Raw genomic sequence first — 16,055 nt, 5'->3', positions numbered from 1 at the left:
CAGTCGATGAAATCTTCCCCCGCCCTTTTTACCTTATTTCTGGCTGCTGCGATGCCGACTGCGGCGACGGCTCAATCACAAAACGATGCCGCCGCCGCGCCGGACCAGCAACGGGATGAGATCGAATTCAAGGCCGATACGATCGACTATGATTTCGAGAACGATATTGTCACCGCATCGGGAGATGTAATCCTCAATCGCGATGGCTATAAATTGCGCGCCAATGAAGTTGTGTGGAACCGGAAAACCGGCATGGTTGTGGCGGAAGGCAATATCCGGTCTACCAGTCCCGATGGTGACGTGGCTTATGGCGACCGGATCGAACTGACCGATAGCCTGCGCGATGGTGCCGTGGACAATCTGCTGCTCGTGCTCGAAGATGGCAGCCGATTGGCCGCAAACAGAAGCGAACGGTTTGCCGACGGTTCGCTGGCCTTGCATAATGCAGCCTATACCGCTTGTGCGGTCACCACAGAGGACGGGTGCCCCAAGAGTCCAAGCTGGCAGATCAAGGCCGTGAAAGTGATCTATGATCCGGTTCAGAAGCGCGTGAAATACGAAGGCGCCAGGATCGAGATATTCGGACTGCCTGTCATTCCCCTGCCCGGACTGTCCCATCCGATCAGTGACGAAAATCGCAGTGGCCTTCTGGTTCCAGACGTGAAACTGGATACGGTAAATGGCCTTGGCGTGACTGTACCTTATTATTTTAGCATTGCACCCAATCAGGATGCCACGGTTACCGCACAGATATTCACGGACGTCGCACCGCTGTTCAGCGGCAATTTTCGCAGTCTTGACGATAAAGGCGCATTCCAGCTGACCGGATATGCAACTTATGGCTCGCGCATTCCGACGGGGGCCTCTCAGATTTCGCCGGATGCCGAGAGTGACTTTCGTGGCTATTTTGCAACCAACGGGCGATTTCGGCTCGACGACAAATGGTCTGTCTCACAATCGGCCCGCATCGCGTCAGATCGGACGTTTCTGAGGCGTTACGATATAAGCGACGATGACAGCCTCCGTTCGACGATCAATCTGGAGCGGATCAGCGATAGCAGCTATTTCTCCCTGGCCGGATGGGCCTTTCAGACATTGCGGGTGAACGATCCGCAAAACCGCGTTCCGGTCGCACTGCCGGTGATCGACTATCGCAAACGGTTCAACGACCCGATCCTTGGCGGACGACTGCAACTCCAGGCCAACAGTCTCGCGATCGGGCGAAGCGAAGGTCAGGATACGCAACGTGCATTCGGATCGGCACGATGGGATTTGAGAAAGCTCACCGACTGGGGACAGGAAATCACCCTCACCGGTTACGTGCGCGGCGACGTTTATCATAGTGATGACAATGCGCTCAACGAGACCGCCATTTATCGCGGCCAGTCCGGCTGGCAGACACGCGCCATTGCGACGGCTGCGGTCGATGTCAAATGGCCATTCATCGGGGAAGCCTTTGGTGGCACACAGACGATCACGCCGCGCTTCCAGGTTGTGGCATCCCCGGGCCTTGCCAATCTGTCGGTTCCCAACGAGGACGCACGCGCGGTTGATCTGGAAGACAGCAACCTTTTCGCGCTCAACCGTTTTCCCGGTTACGATCGTTATGAGGATAATGTTCGCGCCACCTATGGACTGGAATGGGAAATCAACCGTCCCGACCTGCAGGTAAACATGATCGTCGGCCAGAGCTATCGGCTGGAGAATAACAATAATATCGTTCCGGAGGGCACAGGCCTTTCCGATCGTTTTTCCGATATCGTCGGTCGTACCAATGTGCGGTTCAAGGATATCGTAAAATTTACCCACCGATTCCGGCTGGACAAGGATAATCTTGCCGCACGGCGCAACGAAATCGACGCGACTATTGGCACCAAGGGCACTTATGCGCAAATCGGTTATTTGCGCCTGAACCGCAATATCGGCGCAGAGCTGGAGGACCTCAGGGACCGAGAAGAAATACGCTTGGGCGGCCGCTATCAGATCGATCAATACTGGTCCGTTTTTGGCTCAGCGATCATCGACTTGACCGATCGTAGCGAGGACCCAATCTCGGTGGCTGACGGTTATGAACCGGTAAGACACCGGCTCGGTGTGGCCTATGACGACGGCTGTCTTTCCATGGGCGTGACATGGCGTTACGACTATGAAGACACGGGAGACGCGCGGCGCGGCAGTACTTTTCTGTTCCGGCTGGCCTTGCGCAATCTGGGCGTGTAGAGGATTTCCTAACGGGTTAACCCGCTCATATTGGGTTCAGCAGATAATTGGTATCTGATGCATGAAATTTACTCTTAGTAGTTGAGAAGATACAAGAAATGAACTTATTGAATATGAGAATTCAGGGTTTCAAGACCAAGACGACGTTGATTGCGGCGCTTGCCGTTGCGGGAGCATCGCCTTCGGTCAGCCAAACGGTCCCGGACGCTTCGGTGCCGCAGACAGGCCTGAACATACCCGACGAATTGACAATATTCGGCAAGAATGACCCCAATGTTCGCCGTGCGACGGCGATCGTCAACGGGGACATCATCACCGGCACCGATGTCAGCCACCGTCTCGCCTTGATCGTCGCTGCCAATGGCGGCGAAGTATCCGACGAGGAAAAGCAGCGGCTGCGGCTTCAGGTGTTGAGAAACCTGATCGATGAGACGCTACAAATTCAGGAGGCCGAGGCCAATGAAATTTCCATCAGTGCAGAGGAAGTCGAATCGACCTTCCGCCAGGTAGCCCAGCAGAATTTCAAACAGGATATCGACGCATTCGATCAATATCTCCGGACTCAAGGTTCTTCCACCGATACGCTGAAACGCCAGATCAAAGGTGAATTGGCTTGGAACCGCTTGCTTCGCCGCAACATCCAGCCGTTCATCAATGTCGGCGATGAAGAGGTCAACGCCATCATCGAGCGCTTGAACGCCTCCAAGGGGACCAGCGAGTTTCGTATCGGTGAAATCTACATGTCGGCGTCTCAGGAAACCGCGCCGCAAGTGGCCGAGAATATGCGCAAGATACTGGAACAGATTCGCGCCGGCGGATCCTTTGTTGCCTATGCCCGACAGTTTTCAGAAGCATCTACCGCAGCGACCGGCGGCGATCTCGGTTGGGTTCGCCCGGCCCAGTTGCCGCAAACCCTCGCTGATGCTGCCGAGCAGATGCAGGTTGGACAGGTCGTGGGACCAATCGATGTTCCAGGCGGCTTTTCGATCCTTTACCTGATCGACTCTCGTCAGGTGTTGACGGCTGACCCTCGCAACGCACTGCTCAGCCTCAAGCAACTTGCGATAAGCTTTCCACCCGGTACGACGGAGTCACAAGCAGCTGCACGAGCAGAAAAATTTGCTACGGCTACACAAAGCATCAAGGGCTGCGGTGCCGCCAATGAAGTTGCCGCGCAACTGGGTGCCAGCGTAGTCGACAACGATCAAGTGCGGCTTCGCGACCTTCCTGCCGCCTTGCAGGGAACGATTGCGGAACTGCAAATCGGTCAGGCAAGCCAGCCATTTGGTTCGGTAGAAGACGGCGTTCGCGTGCTCATTCTATGCGGACGCGATGATCCGCAGTCGGCTTCCGCGCCATCTTTTGATGCAATCATGTCCCGTTTGGAAAATGACCGTGTCAACAAACGCGCCCAGATTTATCTGCGTGATCTGCGACGCGATGCCATCATCGAATATAATTAATGGCGGAGTGGACCGCCAAACCATTTGCCATATCCTGTGGCGACCCGGCTGGAGTGGGGCCGGAAATTATCGGTAAAAGCTGGCAACGGCGCGCAGAAGCCGGGCTGAAGCCATTTTTTGCCATCGGGAATTTTGCCGACTTTGATAATCTTGCCGGGATTCCGGTTCGGAAAATCGAACAGCCGATGCAGGCAAGCGATGTTTTTGATGAAGCATTGCCGGTATTCCATATCCATGAAGCAGCTGCCGCGATTCCCGGCGAAACTACCATGGACGGTGCGCAATGTTCTCTGCACGCGCTGGAGATTGCCTGCGGGCTGGCACGTTCCGGAGACGCCGGGGCGATCATCACCGCGCCTGTCTCCAAAACCCAGCTTTACAAGGTCGGCTTCCGCTATCCGGGCCAGACGGAGTTTGTTTCCGAGCGCTGTGGGATAGCCAGGGAAAATGCCGTGATGATGCTAGCGGGGCCATCCTTGCGGGTCGTCCCAATGACCACCCATATCGCACTGAAAGAGGTCGCCGAACATTTGACCGCACCGCTCATCATTGCCCGCGCCCGCGCAGCGGAGAAGGCCATGATCCGCAATTTCGGTATCGAGAAACCGCGCATCGCGATCTCCGGACTCAACCCGCATGCGGGCGAGAACGGCAATCTGGGCGATGAAGAACAACGGATCATGCAGCCGGCGATTGACGAGCTTCGTCTGGATGGAATGGACATCACCGATCCGATGCCGGCCGACACAATGTTCCACGAAGAGGCACGGATCAAATATGACGTGGCGCTCTGCCCATATCATGATCAGGCATTGATACCCTTGAAGACCCTGCATTTCTTTGACGGGGTCAATATAACCCTCGGCCTTCCGATAGTCAGGACCTCTCCCGATCACGGCACCGCGTTCAATATTGCGGGACAAGGCATCGCCGACCCGCGATCGATGATGGCGGCAATCCAGATGGCTGCCACCGCCGTCGCCAACCGACAGATCCACGACCATTGAATCAGCCTGTTGCCCTGCCCCCGCTGCGGGAGGTGATCAAGAAACATGGTCTGACCGCGAGCAAGGCGCTGGGCCAGAATTTCCTGTTCGACATGCAGCTTCTCGACCGGATCGCTGCCGTCCCCGGTAGTCTCGACGACCAGTCCGTCTTCGAAGTCGGCCCCGGTCCCGGTGGCCTGACCCGCGCCCTGTTACAGGCCGGTGCGAAGGTGACCGCAGTGGAACGGGATGAACGCTGCCTGCCCGCCCTGTCCGAACTTGCAGACCATTTCCCCGGCAAGCTGACGCTGATCAACGAGGATGCGCTGGCGCTGGACCATGGCAGCCTGTTCGACGGTCCGTTCCATATCCTGTCCAACCTGCCCTATAATGTCGGGTCGGCGCTGCTGGTCAAATGGCTGTCGGCACCGCAATGGCCGCCGCAGTGGCAGTCGCTCACCCTGATGTTCCAGCGCGAGGTCGCCGACCGGATCGTCGCCCAGCCGGGGTCCAGCGCCTATGGCCGCCTGTCGATCCTCGCCCAGTGGCGCAGCACCGCGAAGCTCGCGATGACCGTCCACCGCTCGGCCTTCACGCCGCCGCCGAAGGTCATGTCGGCGGTGGTCCATATCGTTCCTACGGCCCAGCCCGAAGGGGTCGATTTCGCCAAGCTCGAGATCCTGACGCAAACCGCATTCAGCCAGAGACGCAAGATGCTCCGGCAAAGCCTCAAGAAACTGCCCGGCGGTCTCGAAGCGCTCGAGCAGGCCGGCATCGACAGCCAGCGCCGGCCCGAAACACTCGCGGTATCCGAGTTCGTCGAACTCGCCAGACTGCTCTCCTAGCCGGCCGCCTTCAGCTTCCGCCGATAGGCATGCAGCAACGGCTCGGTATAGCCGCTCGGCTGCTCGACGCCCTTGAACACCAGATCACGCGCTGCCTGAAACGCCAGACTGCTATCGGGATCGGGGGCCATGGGACGGTAGAGCGGATCGCCCGCATTCTGCGCGTCCACCTTGGCCGCCATCCGTAACAGGGCCGCATCGACCTGTTCGGCCGAACAGACGCCGTGCAGCATCCAATTGGCCATATGCTGGGATGATATCCGCAGGGTGGCGCGGTCTTCCATCAGGCCGACATCATTGATGTCGGGCACCTTGGAACAGCCGATTCCCTGATCGATCCAGCGCACGACATAGCCCAAGATGCCCTGTGCGTTGTTGTCCAGCTCATGCTCGATTTCCGCGTCCGACCAGTTGTGGCCGTCCGCCAGCGGCACGCTCAGCAATTTGTCGAGCGGCGCTATGCCGTCCGCTGTGACCTCTTTCTGCCGGTCGAACACATTGACCCGGTGATAGTGGATCGCGTGCAACGTCGCAGCCGTCGGGCTGGGTACCCAGGCGGTGTTGGCGCCGGTCATCGGATGGCCGATTTTCTGCTCCATCATGTCGGCCATCATGTCGGGCGCGGCCCACATGCCCTTGCCGATCTGCGCTTTGCCGGACATGCCGCAAGCCAGGCCGATGGCGACGTTGCGCTGTTCATAGGCGGTGATCCAGTCGCTTTTCTTGATATCACCCTTGGCCAGCATCGCGCCCGCCTGCATGGAGGTGTGGATTTCGTCACCTGTCCGGTCGAGGAAACCGGTGTTGATGAACACGACCCTGTCCTTCACCGCATGGATACAGGCCGCGAGATTGGCGGACGTACGGCGTTCCTCGTCCATCACGCCAACCTTCAGCGTATTGCGGTCGAGGCCCAGCAGATCTTCGACGGCATCGAACAGATCATTGGTGAAGCCGCATTCTTCCGGCCCGTGCATCTTCGGCTTCACGATGTAGATGGAACCGGCGCGGCTGTTGCGCAATTCGCCCAGTCCCTTGATATCGTGCATCGCGATCAGGCTGGTGAACACACCGTCGAGCAGGCCTTCCGGCGCTTCCGAACCGTCAGCAAGCAACACCGCGGGGTTGGTCATCAGATGCCCGACATTGCGGACAAACATCAGGCTGCGGCCCGGCAGAGTGAATGGCTTGCCGTCGGGATCGACATAGTCGCGATCCGGATTGGCCTTGCGTTCGACCAACTTGCCGCCCTTTTCGAAGGACGCATCGAGATCGCCGCGCATCAGGCCGAGCCAGTTTGCATAGGCCAGTGTCTTGTCTTCGGCATCCACCGCCGCGACTGAATCTTCCATGTCGATGATCGTGGTCAATGCCGCTTCCATCAGAACATCGGCAATATTGGCGGGATCATCCTTGCCGATGGGGTGGGCAGGATCGATGACAACTTCCGCGTGCAGTCCGTTATGCTTGAGCAGAAGCGACTGGCCATTGCGGCCAACCAGCTGCGAAGGTTCGGCCAGACCGATTTCACCGCCGGCATAGTCGGTCCATGATCCGCTCGACAGCGGAAAGGTTTCGTCCAGAAAGGCCTTGGCCGCCTTGATAACAGCAGCGCCGCGTTCCGGATCATAGCCGCCGGGCTTTGCCGGCGGCGCGTCGAGAGCATCGGTGCCGTAAAATGCATCATAAAGGCTGCCCCAGCGCGCGTTTGCCGCGTTCAGGACAAAACGATCGTTGAGCGAGGGCACCACCAGTTGCGGTCCGGCCATGGTCGCGATTTCGGGATCGACATTCTCCGTAGTGATCGAAAAAGCGGCTGGTTCCTCAACAAGATAGCCGATGTTTTTCAGAAACTCTTGATATTCGGTCTGATCAATCGGCTGACCCTTGTGGTCAATATGCCAGCTGTCAATTTGCGCCTGAATATCTTCGCGCTTGGCGAGCAATTCCGCATTACGCGGCGCAAACTTGCCCAGCAGTTCGGCAAATCCGGCCCAGAATTCTGCCGGATCCACTCCGGTTCCCGACAAGGCGCGATCGTTGACAAAGTCAAACAGCTCCCGCGCGATCTGGATTTGGTTCTGACTGACATATTCGGACATGATAATTCCTCGTTCAAATGCATTTACCCGCAGCATAGAATCTACGCCGGGGCCGTTCAAATTGTTCCGGGGAGGAATCGCTGCCGTCTATGACGGCTCTTTTTCGCCCTGTAAATGGGATGGACAACCAGAGCGGCGAAAAAGGATATTCCCGGAGATGAACTTTACAAACTTTACACAGTTATGAAAATTTTTTATTCTTCGCAGAATTTTTATGAGCAATCTGTAAAATTATACTGTAATTCCACAGTTTTTCTTCTATCTTGTCGATTGATCACAAATGACGGTTCGGTTCGGCTGCTGCTTTTGTCCATAGGGTATACTCCATTGGTAACGAGGGCCTGTGACCACTGCTGGCTCATATCGCGATGATAATAGCCTCGCCCCTTGTAAGACAGCATTTTCCTGTGACAGAGCGACTGGCATGGACTCACGACAAATGCTATCGGTTTCAAATGAAAGCAGATTCCTCCTCCGTGAAAGCAATATTGGAAAAAGCAAACGACTTGCCGCTTTTGCCGCGCACGCTCGAATGGGCGAAGGTCAATAGCGGCACAACCAATCTCGACGGTCTGGCAAGCGTCGCAGCCATGCTGGCAGACGCCTTTTCCGTTTTGCCGGGCGATACAAGGCTGATCGATGCTGAAACGGTCGAAGCGGTCCGCGCTGACGGCCATGTTGATCAGATCCGGCGCGGCCAACATCTGGTGACTTCGGTTCGTCCGGACGCGCCGGTCCGCCTTCTGCTGACCGGTCATATGGATACCGTATTTGCGGCGGATCACCCGTTCCAGCAGATTGTCGAACTGGAAAGCGGCGTGTTGAACGGCCCCGGTCTTGCCGATATGAAAGGCGGGATATCGGTCATGCTCGGCGCGCTGCAATTGCTCGAGCAGAGCGAATATACCAGCCGGATCGGCTATGAAGTGATGATCAACAGCGACGAGGAAGTGGGCTCCGGATCGTCCGCAGCGCTGATCAGGCGGCTGGCGGAAGGCAAGACCGCCGCGCTGACCTATGAACCCGCCCTGCCCGACGGCACACTGGCCGGCGAACGCGGCGGCAGCGGCAATTTCTCGGTCATCTTTACCGGCAAGAGCGCGCATGCCGGACGCAATCCGGATGAGGGACGCAACGCACTGGTCGCAGCGGCGGATATGGCTGTGCGACTGAAAGAGCTGCACCGCGAGGGGCTGAGCGTCAATCCGGCAAAAATCGATGGTGGCGGGCCGAATAATTCGGTTCCCGAACACGCTATATTGCGGGTTAACTTCCGGCCCAAAACACTGGAAGATCAGGCCATGGCACAACAGGCACTGGACCAGATGGTCGCAGATATCGCCCAGGAGCATGATCTCGACGTCCATTGCCACGGCGGTTTTGGCCGCCCGCCGAAACCGATTGATGCCCAGGCGCAGAAGCTTTTCGGTCTGGTCAAACAATGCGGCGCGGATCTGGGTCTTGATATCAACTGGCGCGGCACCGGCGGGGTTTGCGACGGCAATAATATCGCCGCTTGCGGTGTTCCGGTCGTGGATACTATGGGCGTCAGAGGCGGAGCAATTCACAGTTCCGACGAATATATGATAATAGAAAGTCTGGTCGAACGGACACAATTATCGGCACTGACGATCATGCGGATTGCCGAAAAGGGAGGATTATGAGTTTCCGGATACGCGCAGCGCGGGTCGACGATCTGCAGCATCTTTACGAAATGGCGAAACTGACCGGCGGCGGATTTACCAACCTGCCGGCCGACCGGGATTCACTCACCAAAAAGCTCGAGCGGTCGGATCGTGCCTATCAGAGCAACAGCAATGTGCAGGGCGATGATCTGTTTGTCATGGTGCTGGAAAATGTCGAAACCGGCGCGGTGCGCGGTACCTCGCAACTGTTCACCAAGGTCGGACAGACCTGGCCCTTCTATTCCTATCGCCTCAGCACCCTTTCGCAGACCAGCAAGGAACTCGACCGGACGTTCAGCGCCCAGATGCTCAGCCTGGTCACCGATCTGGAGGGGGCAAGCGAAGTCGGCGGTCTTTTCCTGCACCCGGGCGAACGCGCCGGTGGCCTTGGCATGTTGCTGGCCCGCAGCCGCTACCTGTTCATCAAGGAACATCGCGACCGCTTCGGCGACAAGATTTTTGCCGAGCTGCGCGGGATTATCGACGAAGCCGGCGGTTCGCCCTTCTGGGACGGTCTCGCCGGTCGCTTCTTCGGCATGAGTTTTCAGGAAGCCGACTATTTCAATGCCATTCACGGCAACCAGTTCATCGCCGATCTGATGCCCAAGCACCCGATCTATACCGCCATGCTCAGCGAATCCGCGCGGGCCGCCATCGGTGTCCCTCATCCCAATGGCCGTGCCGCCATGCGAATGCTGGAGAACGAGAACTTCTCCTATGACGGCTATGTCGATATTTTTGACGGTGGCCCGACGATGATCGCCAAGACCGATGATGTGACCAGCGTCCGCAATGCGAAATCGGCCAGGATCAGCGCTCTCGGCAAAGGCGACACGAAGGTGATCATTTCACACGGCAAGCTCAGCGACTTTCAGGCGACCTATGCCATGTTGAGCGAGCAAGACGACGGCGTCATGATCGACGAACAGGCCGCGGCCAATATCGGCCTCTCGGTCGGGGACGAAATCGGGTATATTCCGCGATGAGCAAGCTGGTCGAGATCAATTTTGACGGCATTATCGGGCCGAGCCACAATTATGCCGGCCTGAGCGTCGGCAATATCGCTTCCTCGACCAATGCCGGTGAAACGGCCTATCCACGCGAAGCGGCCTTGCAGGGCATCGCCAAGATGCGCCACAACCTCGGTCTGGGGCTGGCACAGGGGTTTTTCATGCCGCTGGGCCGGCCGAATATCGGCTGGCTTGAAAGCCTGGGCACGACCATCGATGGCTCCGAACCGCATCTGCGCGCCGCGTCCTTTTCCGCATCCTCGATGTGGGCCGCCAATGCCGCAACCGTTTCGCCCGCGCCCGATGCTCCCGACGGAAAATGCCATCTCACCGTCGCCAATCTGCAAACCATGCCGCACCGCAGCCACGAATGGCCCGGGACACTGGCGCAATTGCAGATGGCCTTTGCCAATCGCGAATATTTCGCGGTCCACGCGCCGGTCCCATCGCCCTTCGGCGATGAAGGCGCTGCCAATCATATGCGCTTGTGCTCCACCCATGATGCGGCCGGTGTCGAGATATTTGTCTACGGCAAGAGCGGCGGCCCCTTTCCCGCCCGCCAGCATATCGAGGCGAGCAAGGCGGTAGCGCGGATCCATGGCCTGGGCCTGGATCGCGTGATTTTCGCGCAGCAGGCCGAAATCGCCATAGCGGCGGGTGCGTTTCACAATGATGTCGTGGCGGTGGCCAACGAGCGGGTTCTGTTCACCCATGAACAGGCCTTCGAACAGCCCGAGGCGGTTTATGACGCGATCCGCAAACGCATGCCTGACGCAGAAATTGTCATCGTTCCGGCCAGCAACATCGGCCTGGAAGACGCGATTAAATCCTATCTTTTCAATGCCCAACTGGTGACACTTCCGGGCGGGGACGGGATGGCGCTGATCCTGCCGACCGAAGCACGCGACAATGATGCGGTCTGGAACTATCTGACCGAGCTGGTCGCCGGCAACGGCCCGATCCGCCAGCTCTGCCCGGTGGATGTCAGGCAGTCTATGGCCAATGGCGGCGGACCTGCCTGCCTGCGGCTGCGGGTCGTCGCCGACCCCGCGACCGTGGACCGGCGCTTCATGGCTACACCCGAAAAGCTCGACCAGATTGCTGCAGTGGTGGAAAAAAACTGGCCAGAGGCCATCAGTCCGGATCAGCTGTCCGATCCGGCGCTGGTCACAACGGTGACTACAGCCCGAACCAGACTGCTCGAGATTTGCGGATTGTCAGCGCTCGACGACTAGCAAATTCCTTCAATTGTCGGATTAACTTACAGTTTACTATATTATACCTGAAGAAACGTCGCATTTCTGCGATTGGCACGGGGTTTGCTACTGATATGGCATGTGGAAAAAATTCAAACGCCTGTTCATCATCAAGACCAAGTTCGAGGCGTTCCTCATCACCTATGCCCTTGCCACCGGCGCCGTTGCCCGTGGTCAGGACTATTTGATCCAATATCCCGGCTGGGGCGGAAAAATGCTGTTTCTCGCGGCGACCGGCGCTGTTTTCATGGCGGGCGCGAAAATGATCGAAGCCATCGAACTGCACCGGGTTTACGGCACCGAATATTGATCGCGGGGCAGACAGCCCGCAACGCTGGCGCAAGCTTCCCGGCACATCCCGATTATTTTCATTCGCTGTCAGAAAAGGTGGAAGGCTTCTGTTGCCCGGTGCCTTCCAAACCGCTGAATTCCCTTCTGTTGCCCGGTGGGTTCAACCGCGCGTAGCTTTCTAACTTATGACCGTGAGGTCATTGGGTTAGGCAGCGATAGCGAGTGCTTCATTATCGTTTGCACTTATAGGTTTTGAGCAATCACGGCATACTCAGGCCGGGCAAAAACAACGCCTTTGAACACCCGTCGATCCTAATTCGGCCCCATCAACAAAGGCGTCCCGCATCGCTGCAAATCGCCTGAAATGGTGGAGCCGCCGGGTACTGCCCCCGGGTCCGTAGTGTCTATTACACGCCATCATTTATCACCATAGTCCGCCGAAACGGACAGTGCCTATATAGGGAGATAATTCTGAATGAACAGTGCACAGACAAGAAAAAGGGCCAACCGGTCTCCCGGTTGACCCTCCTCTAGTTCCCCAAAGGGAATTCGTGATTACTGGGCGAGAACGCCTTCTTCAGCGTCAGCTTTGTCTTCCAGGGCATCAGCCTTGTCTTCCATGGCTTCAGCCTTGTCTTCCATCATTTCTTCGCCGGCTTCGGTGGTCGCGTTGTCAGCAGCTTCGTCGAGACGGTCTGCTTCCATTTCAGCTTCCTGAGCCTGAACTTCGGTTTCGGTTTCCGCGCCGCTGGTGTCTTCCTGTGCACAGGCGCTGAGCGCCAAGGCAGCCGAAGTAGCGGTCAAAATCATCATCTTACGCATATTATTCCCTCGTCAATTAGAAGGAGCAAAAAAGGCCCCTCGAGGACATCAACTAGCCTGCGATGAAATGGTTCCCGATCGTCCAACAAAAAAAGGGCCAACCGGTTTCCCGGTTGACCCTCCTCTAGTTCCCCCAAGGGAATTTCAGATAGTCTAGGCTTACTCGGTAACTTCTGCAGGTGCAGCAGCTTCGTCTGCAGGAGCAGCTTCAGCGGTTGCTTCTTCAGCTACCGGTGCAACTTCTTCAGCAACCATAGCGTCTTCAGCAGGTACAACTTCTTCGGTCGCAACTTCTTCAGTTACTGCAGCTTCTTCAGCTGGAGCATTGCAGGCACTCAAAGCGAATACGGCTGCAGATGCAGCCAAAACAGCGAATTTACGCATAATAATTAGTCCCCTATAGTCGTTCAAATCAGCTGAGAATCAAACCAGCTGAGCGGGCCTATAAGAGCGAAAAATATTCTTGTATCTTAAAAAATGATGACCGCGATTATCCTATTATAATATAACGATTATTTTTTAGATCGCGGGGGTTTTCAGCGGTTTTTCGATGCGAATTCGGCGATTCTCGGGGCAAAGAAAATCGCCCCTCTCGCACAGCATGTTTTGCACCAGGCAAATCACGCGGCAAAAGGGGCGATAATCGCCATCCCGAATGGCTGATTTTGTTGTTATTTTTTGAGGCTGTCCCGGATTTCGATCAACAGATCAATTTCGCTGGGGCCGGTATCAACCGCTTCTGCTTCGGCTTCCGATTTTTTCATCACCCTTGTCGCGTAGCGGACGATCATGAAGATAATGAACGCCAGAATGACGAAGTTGATCACCACGGTCAGGAACTGGCCCCAGCCTAGCATCGGTACGCCCGCTTCCTTCAGCGCAGCATAGTCGGTCATCGTACCGGCATAATCAGCAGGCGGAGAACCAAGCAGCAGAAACATCGTGGAGAAATCGGGAGCGCCGAAAATGGCGCTAACTATCGGCATGATGACATCTTCGGTCAGGGACGTGGTAATCGTCGCGAAAGCCGCTCCGATAATCACCGCCACCGCCAGATCGAGCACGTTGCCCTTCAAAATAAAGTCCCTAAACTCGTTTAACATATCACTTCCCATCCATTTATAAAGGCGTGTAAATGGGTGAAAAATTCGCAATAGTCGAGCGAAGTCGTTGCAAAAGCGTCGATTGATACCTATTTTTACAAACTATAACGGCGTTTCGCCGTGTGGATGGAGGGATTTCAAACATGCTGAATAAACTGATCAAAATTCTGGTGGTGCCGGCCGTGGCCCTGTCGCTGAGCGCCTGCGGAATCAACAGCGTGCCGACGGCGGAAGAAAATGCGAAAGCCAAATGGGCGGACGTCGAAAGCACCTATCAGCGCCGTGCCGATCTCATCCCCAATCTTGTCGAAACCGTGAAAGGCTTTGCGACCCAGGAACAGGATACCCTGACCGCCGTGGTCGAAGCCCGGGCAAAAGCAACGTCCATCCAGCTTAGTGCCGATGATCTTGGCGATCCCGCGAAGGTTCAGGAATTTGCAGCTGCGCAAGGCGCGCTGTCACAGGGCCTGGGACGCTTGATGGCGACGGTCGAAGCTTATCCCGATCTTAAATCCAATCAGAATTTCCTCGCGCTGCAAAGCCAGCTGGAAGGCACGGAAAACCGGATCAATGTCGCCCGCCGCGATTATAACGAAGCGGTCCGCGAATATAATACGACGATCCGCACCTTCCCCGATATCATCGGCGCAAAGATCATCCACGGTGCCGAGCCGATGGAACCTTTTGCCGCAACCACAGAAGGCGCGGACGAAGCTCCTGAAGTGAAATTCTAGAAGTGGCTGCTCCTATATCCATGCGGCCCGTCAAGACGGTCATTGTCGGCCTGGTGATCGCCTTTCTGGCGGTCACCAGCCCGGCTTTTGCCCAAAGCTTTCCGGAACTGACCGGCCGCGTGGTCGACCAGGCGGATCTGCTCAATCCTGCACAGGAATCTGAGCTCACCGCGAAGCTTGCGGCGCTGGAGACCCAGTCGAACCGCCAGCTTGTGGTTGCGACGGTCAACAGCCTCGAAGGCTATGATATCGCCGACTATGGCTATCAGCTTGGTCGCACATGGGGCATCGGACAGGACGGGAAAGGCGAGACCGAGAAGGATAATGGCCTAGTCCTTCTGGTCGCGCCCAACGAACGCAAGGTGCGCGTCGAGGTCGGCTATGGGCTGGAAGGCATCATGACCGATGCGCTGTCGAGCATGATCATCCAGAATGACATCCTGCCCCAGTTTCGCAACAACGATATGGCCGGCGGCATTATTGCCGGCGTGGACCGGATATCGAACCAGCTGGTTCTGCCGGAAGAAGAGGCACGCGCAATTGCCCAGCAGGCCAGCCAGCATGCCGGAAAGGGTGATGGCGATAATATCGGCCTGGCGGTTTTCTGGATTTTCGTTTTGGTTTTCTTTGTTCTCATTCCGATGTTCTCCAACCGCGGTGGCAAACGCTATCGCCACGGAGCCGGTCCCGTGGTTATCTGGGGCGGCGGATCCGGTTGGGGCGGTGGCAGCAGCGGTAGCAGCGGCTTCGGCGGCGGTGGCGGTTTCGGGGGCGGCAGTTTCGGCGGAGGCGGCGGCAGCTTTGGCGGCGGCGGCGCATCGGGGGGCTGGTAATGAGCAAAGTGAATCAGTTTACACCGGACGATCACAAGATCGTCACGTCCGCCGTTTCGCTCGCTGAAAAGAGCACCGACGGAGAGATCGTCACCATCGTGACCGGTGAATCCGACCATTATGGCGATGTCGCCTGGGCCATATCCGGTCTGGTGGCGCTGACGGCCTTGCTGGTCATCAGCCTGTTCCCGGAAATCTATCTGGGCATAATTGACTGGCTGGCCGACGGCTGGAGCGGGATCACTGCCCTCCCCTATTGGACCCTGTTTATATTTACCGCGCTGAAATTTTTCGGCACGCGGCTGATTCTGGTGTGGAAGCCTTTGCTTTTCCTACTGATTCCACCCCCGATCAAAAAAGCGCGGGTACGCAAACGTGCGATATCCCTGTTCCGGGTGTCGACCGATCACCGGACCGTCGGTCGCACCGGCATCCTGCTTTATCTATCGATGCGCGAACATCGGGCGGAAATCGTGGCCGACGAAGCCATTGTCGCGAAAGTAGAGCCCGTCATCTGGGGCGATGCAATGGTTGCGATGATTGATCTGGTGCGAGCCGGCACGCCGGGCGAAGGCATGGCCGAAGCGGTACGGCAAATGGGTCTTGTACTGGCCGAGCATTTCCCCAAGACCGATCAGAACCCGAACGAGCTACCCGACCGGCTGATTGAACTTTGAGCACCGAAAAGGCCGCAAAGACCGAGAT

At 57.0% G+C, this 16,055-nt stretch carries 15 protein-coding genes and 1 other RNA gene; 11 read left to right on the top strand and 5 right to left on the bottom strand.

Annotation, left to right across the window (positions count from 1 at the left end; translation table 11 throughout):
- The first annotated feature begins 6 nt into the window (after nucleotides 1–6).
- The 4 genes from HUO14_RS05210 to rsmA all read left to right on the top strand — a co-directional run bounded on the left by HUO14_RS05210 (nucleotide 7) and on the right by rsmA (nucleotide 5,514).
- Nucleotides 7–2,220: an LPS-assembly protein LptD gene (locus HUO14_RS05210; protein WP_176278840.1), complete on the top strand. Its 2,214-nt coding sequence runs from the start codon at nucleotides 7–9 to the stop codon at nucleotides 2,218–2,220.
- A gap of 113 nt (nucleotides 2,221–2,333) precedes the next feature.
- Nucleotides 2,334–3,683, top strand: a complete 1,350-nt coding sequence (locus HUO14_RS05205) for a peptidylprolyl isomerase (RefSeq protein ID WP_246255339.1) — start codon at nucleotides 2,334–2,336, stop codon at nucleotides 3,681–3,683.
- Complete coding sequence (pdxA, locus tag HUO14_RS05200; protein ID WP_176278838.1) at nucleotides 3,683–4,690, top strand: 4-hydroxythreonine-4-phosphate dehydrogenase PdxA; 1,008 nt, start codon at nucleotides 3,683–3,685, stop codon at nucleotides 4,688–4,690. Before HUO14_RS05205 ends, pdxA begins: the two co-directional genes overlap by 1 nt.
- Nucleotides 4,687–5,514, top strand: coding sequence for a 16S rRNA (adenine(1518)-N(6)/adenine(1519)-N(6))-dimethyltransferase RsmA (gene rsmA / locus HUO14_RS05195; RefSeq protein WP_246255337.1), 828 nt, complete (start codon nucleotides 4,687–4,689; stop codon nucleotides 5,512–5,514). Before pdxA ends, rsmA begins: the two co-directional genes overlap by 4 nt.
- Here the strand turns inward: rsmA and HUO14_RS05190 are convergent.
- Entirely contained in the window at nucleotides 5,511–7,616 is a 2,106-nt protein-coding gene (locus tag HUO14_RS05190) for a malate synthase G (RefSeq protein WP_176278837.1), read from the bottom strand. The two genes, rsmA and HUO14_RS05190, sit on opposite strands and share 4 nt — an antisense overlap.
- Nucleotides 7,617–8,071: 455 nt before the next feature.
- Between HUO14_RS05190 and HUO14_RS05185 the strand changes: the two genes are divergently transcribed.
- From HUO14_RS05185 to HUO14_RS05170, 4 genes are all read left to right on the top strand, one after another.
- The gene (locus HUO14_RS05185; protein WP_176278836.1) at nucleotides 8,072–9,280 is read left to right on the top strand and encodes a hydrolase; all 1,209 of its coding nucleotides are present in this window, start codon (nucleotides 8,072–8,074) and stop codon (nucleotides 9,278–9,280) included.
- Nucleotides 9,277–10,287: an arginine N-succinyltransferase gene (locus HUO14_RS05180; RefSeq protein ID WP_176278835.1), complete on the top strand. Its 1,011-nt coding sequence runs from the start codon at nucleotides 9,277–9,279 to the stop codon at nucleotides 10,285–10,287. Before HUO14_RS05185 ends, HUO14_RS05180 begins: the two co-directional genes overlap by 4 nt.
- Nucleotides 10,284–11,546: an N-succinylarginine dihydrolase gene (locus HUO14_RS05175; RefSeq protein WP_176278834.1), complete on the top strand. Its 1,263-nt coding sequence runs from the start codon at nucleotides 10,284–10,286 to the stop codon at nucleotides 11,544–11,546. The genes HUO14_RS05180 and HUO14_RS05175 overlap by 4 nt, the downstream gene beginning before the upstream one ends.
- A 100-nt stretch (nucleotides 11,547–11,646) precedes the next feature.
- Entirely contained in the window at nucleotides 11,647–11,877 is a 231-nt protein-coding gene (locus tag HUO14_RS05170) for a hypothetical protein (RefSeq protein WP_176278833.1), read from the top strand.
- Nucleotides 11,878–11,991: 114 nt separating this feature from the next.
- Here the strand turns inward: HUO14_RS05170 and ssrA are convergent.
- The 4 genes from ssrA to mscL form a co-directional block, all read right to left on the bottom strand.
- Nucleotides 11,992–12,344, bottom strand: a transfer-messenger RNA (tmRNA) gene (gene ssrA / locus HUO14_RS05165).
- A 69-nt stretch (nucleotides 12,345–12,413) separates the two neighbouring features.
- Nucleotides 12,414–12,680 carry a hypothetical protein gene (locus tag HUO14_RS05160; RefSeq protein WP_176278832.1) on the bottom strand — a complete coding sequence of 89 codons (267 nt, stop codon included), beginning with the start codon at nucleotides 12,678–12,680 and terminating at the stop codon, nucleotides 12,414–12,416.
- 159 nt (nucleotides 12,681–12,839) lie between these two features.
- Nucleotides 12,840–13,064 carry a hypothetical protein gene (locus HUO14_RS05155; RefSeq protein WP_176278831.1) on the bottom strand — a complete coding sequence of 75 codons (225 nt, stop codon included), beginning with the start codon at nucleotides 13,062–13,064 and terminating at the stop codon, nucleotides 12,840–12,842.
- A gap of 287 nt (nucleotides 13,065–13,351) precedes the next feature.
- Complete coding sequence (gene mscL / locus HUO14_RS05150) at nucleotides 13,352–13,783, bottom strand: large conductance mechanosensitive channel protein MscL (RefSeq protein WP_176278830.1); 432 nt, start codon at nucleotides 13,781–13,783, stop codon at nucleotides 13,352–13,354.
- A 143-nt stretch (nucleotides 13,784–13,926) separates the two neighbouring features.
- Here mscL and HUO14_RS05145 point away from each other — a divergent pair, with 143 nt between their 5' ends.
- From HUO14_RS05145 to HUO14_RS05135, 3 genes are read left to right on the top strand one after another with little or no spacing between them, the layout of a single operon-like run.
- Nucleotides 13,927–14,517: a LemA family protein gene (locus tag HUO14_RS05145; protein ID WP_176278829.1), complete on the top strand. Its 591-nt coding sequence runs from the start codon at nucleotides 13,927–13,929 to the stop codon at nucleotides 14,515–14,517.
- 20 nt (nucleotides 14,518–14,537) lie between these two features.
- Entirely contained in the window at nucleotides 14,538–15,350 is an 813-nt protein-coding gene (locus HUO14_RS05140; RefSeq protein WP_176279487.1) for a TPM domain-containing protein, read from the top strand.
- Complete coding sequence (locus HUO14_RS05135; RefSeq protein WP_176278828.1) at nucleotides 15,350–16,027, top strand: TPM domain-containing protein; 678 nt, start codon at nucleotides 15,350–15,352, stop codon at nucleotides 16,025–16,027. Before HUO14_RS05140 ends, HUO14_RS05135 begins: the two co-directional genes overlap by 1 nt.
- Nucleotides 16,028–16,055 lie beyond the last annotated feature (28 nt).

The sequence above is a fragment of the Parasphingorhabdus flavimaris genome, from assembly GCF_013371215.1.
Lineage (GTDB): Bacteria > Pseudomonadota > Alphaproteobacteria > Sphingomonadales > Sphingomonadaceae > Parasphingorhabdus > Parasphingorhabdus flavimaris.
This window is presented reverse-complemented; position numbering and strand designations above follow the sequence as displayed.

Bases quoted from the DNA above. Each gene is read 5' to 3' on its own strand.
- HUO14_RS05210 (WP_176278840.1), top strand. From the start codon at position 7: ATGAAATCTTCCCCCGCCCTTTTTACCTTATTTCTGGCTGCTGCGATG.
- HUO14_RS05205 (WP_246255339.1), top strand. From the start codon at position 2,334: ATGAGAATTCAGGGTTTCAAGACCAAGACGACGTTGATTGCGGCGCTT.
- pdxA (WP_176278838.1), top strand. From the start codon at position 3,683: ATGGCGGAGTGGACCGCCAAACCATTTGCCATATCCTGTGGCGACCCG.
- HUO14_RS05190 (WP_176278837.1), bottom strand. From the start codon at position 7,616: ATGTCCGAATATGTCAGTCAGAACCAAATCCAGATCGCGCGGGAGCTG.
- HUO14_RS05185 (WP_176278836.1), top strand. From the start codon at position 8,072: ATGAAAGCAGATTCCTCCTCCGTGAAAGCAATATTGGAAAAAGCAAAC.
- HUO14_RS05180 (WP_176278835.1), top strand. From the start codon at position 9,277: ATGAGTTTCCGGATACGCGCAGCGCGGGTCGACGATCTGCAGCATCTT.
- HUO14_RS05175 (WP_176278834.1), top strand. From the start codon at position 10,284: ATGAGCAAGCTGGTCGAGATCAATTTTGACGGCATTATCGGGCCGAGC.
- HUO14_RS05170 (WP_176278833.1), top strand. From the start codon at position 11,647: ATGTGGAAAAAATTCAAACGCCTGTTCATCATCAAGACCAAGTTCGAG.
- HUO14_RS05160 (WP_176278832.1), bottom strand. From the start codon at position 12,680: ATGCGTAAGATGATGATTTTGACCGCTACTTCGGCTGCCTTGGCGCTC.
- HUO14_RS05155 (WP_176278831.1), bottom strand. From the start codon at position 13,064: ATGCGTAAATTCGCTGTTTTGGCTGCATCTGCAGCCGTATTCGCTTTG.
- mscL (WP_176278830.1), bottom strand. From the start codon at position 13,783: ATGTTAAACGAGTTTAGGGACTTTATTTTGAAGGGCAACGTGCTCGAT.
- HUO14_RS05145 (WP_176278829.1), top strand. From the start codon at position 13,927: ATGCTGAATAAACTGATCAAAATTCTGGTGGTGCCGGCCGTGGCCCTG.
- HUO14_RS05140 (WP_176279487.1), top strand. From the start codon at position 14,538: ATGCGGCCCGTCAAGACGGTCATTGTCGGCCTGGTGATCGCCTTTCTG.
- HUO14_RS05135 (WP_176278828.1), top strand. From the start codon at position 15,350: ATGAGCAAAGTGAATCAGTTTACACCGGACGATCACAAGATCGTCACG.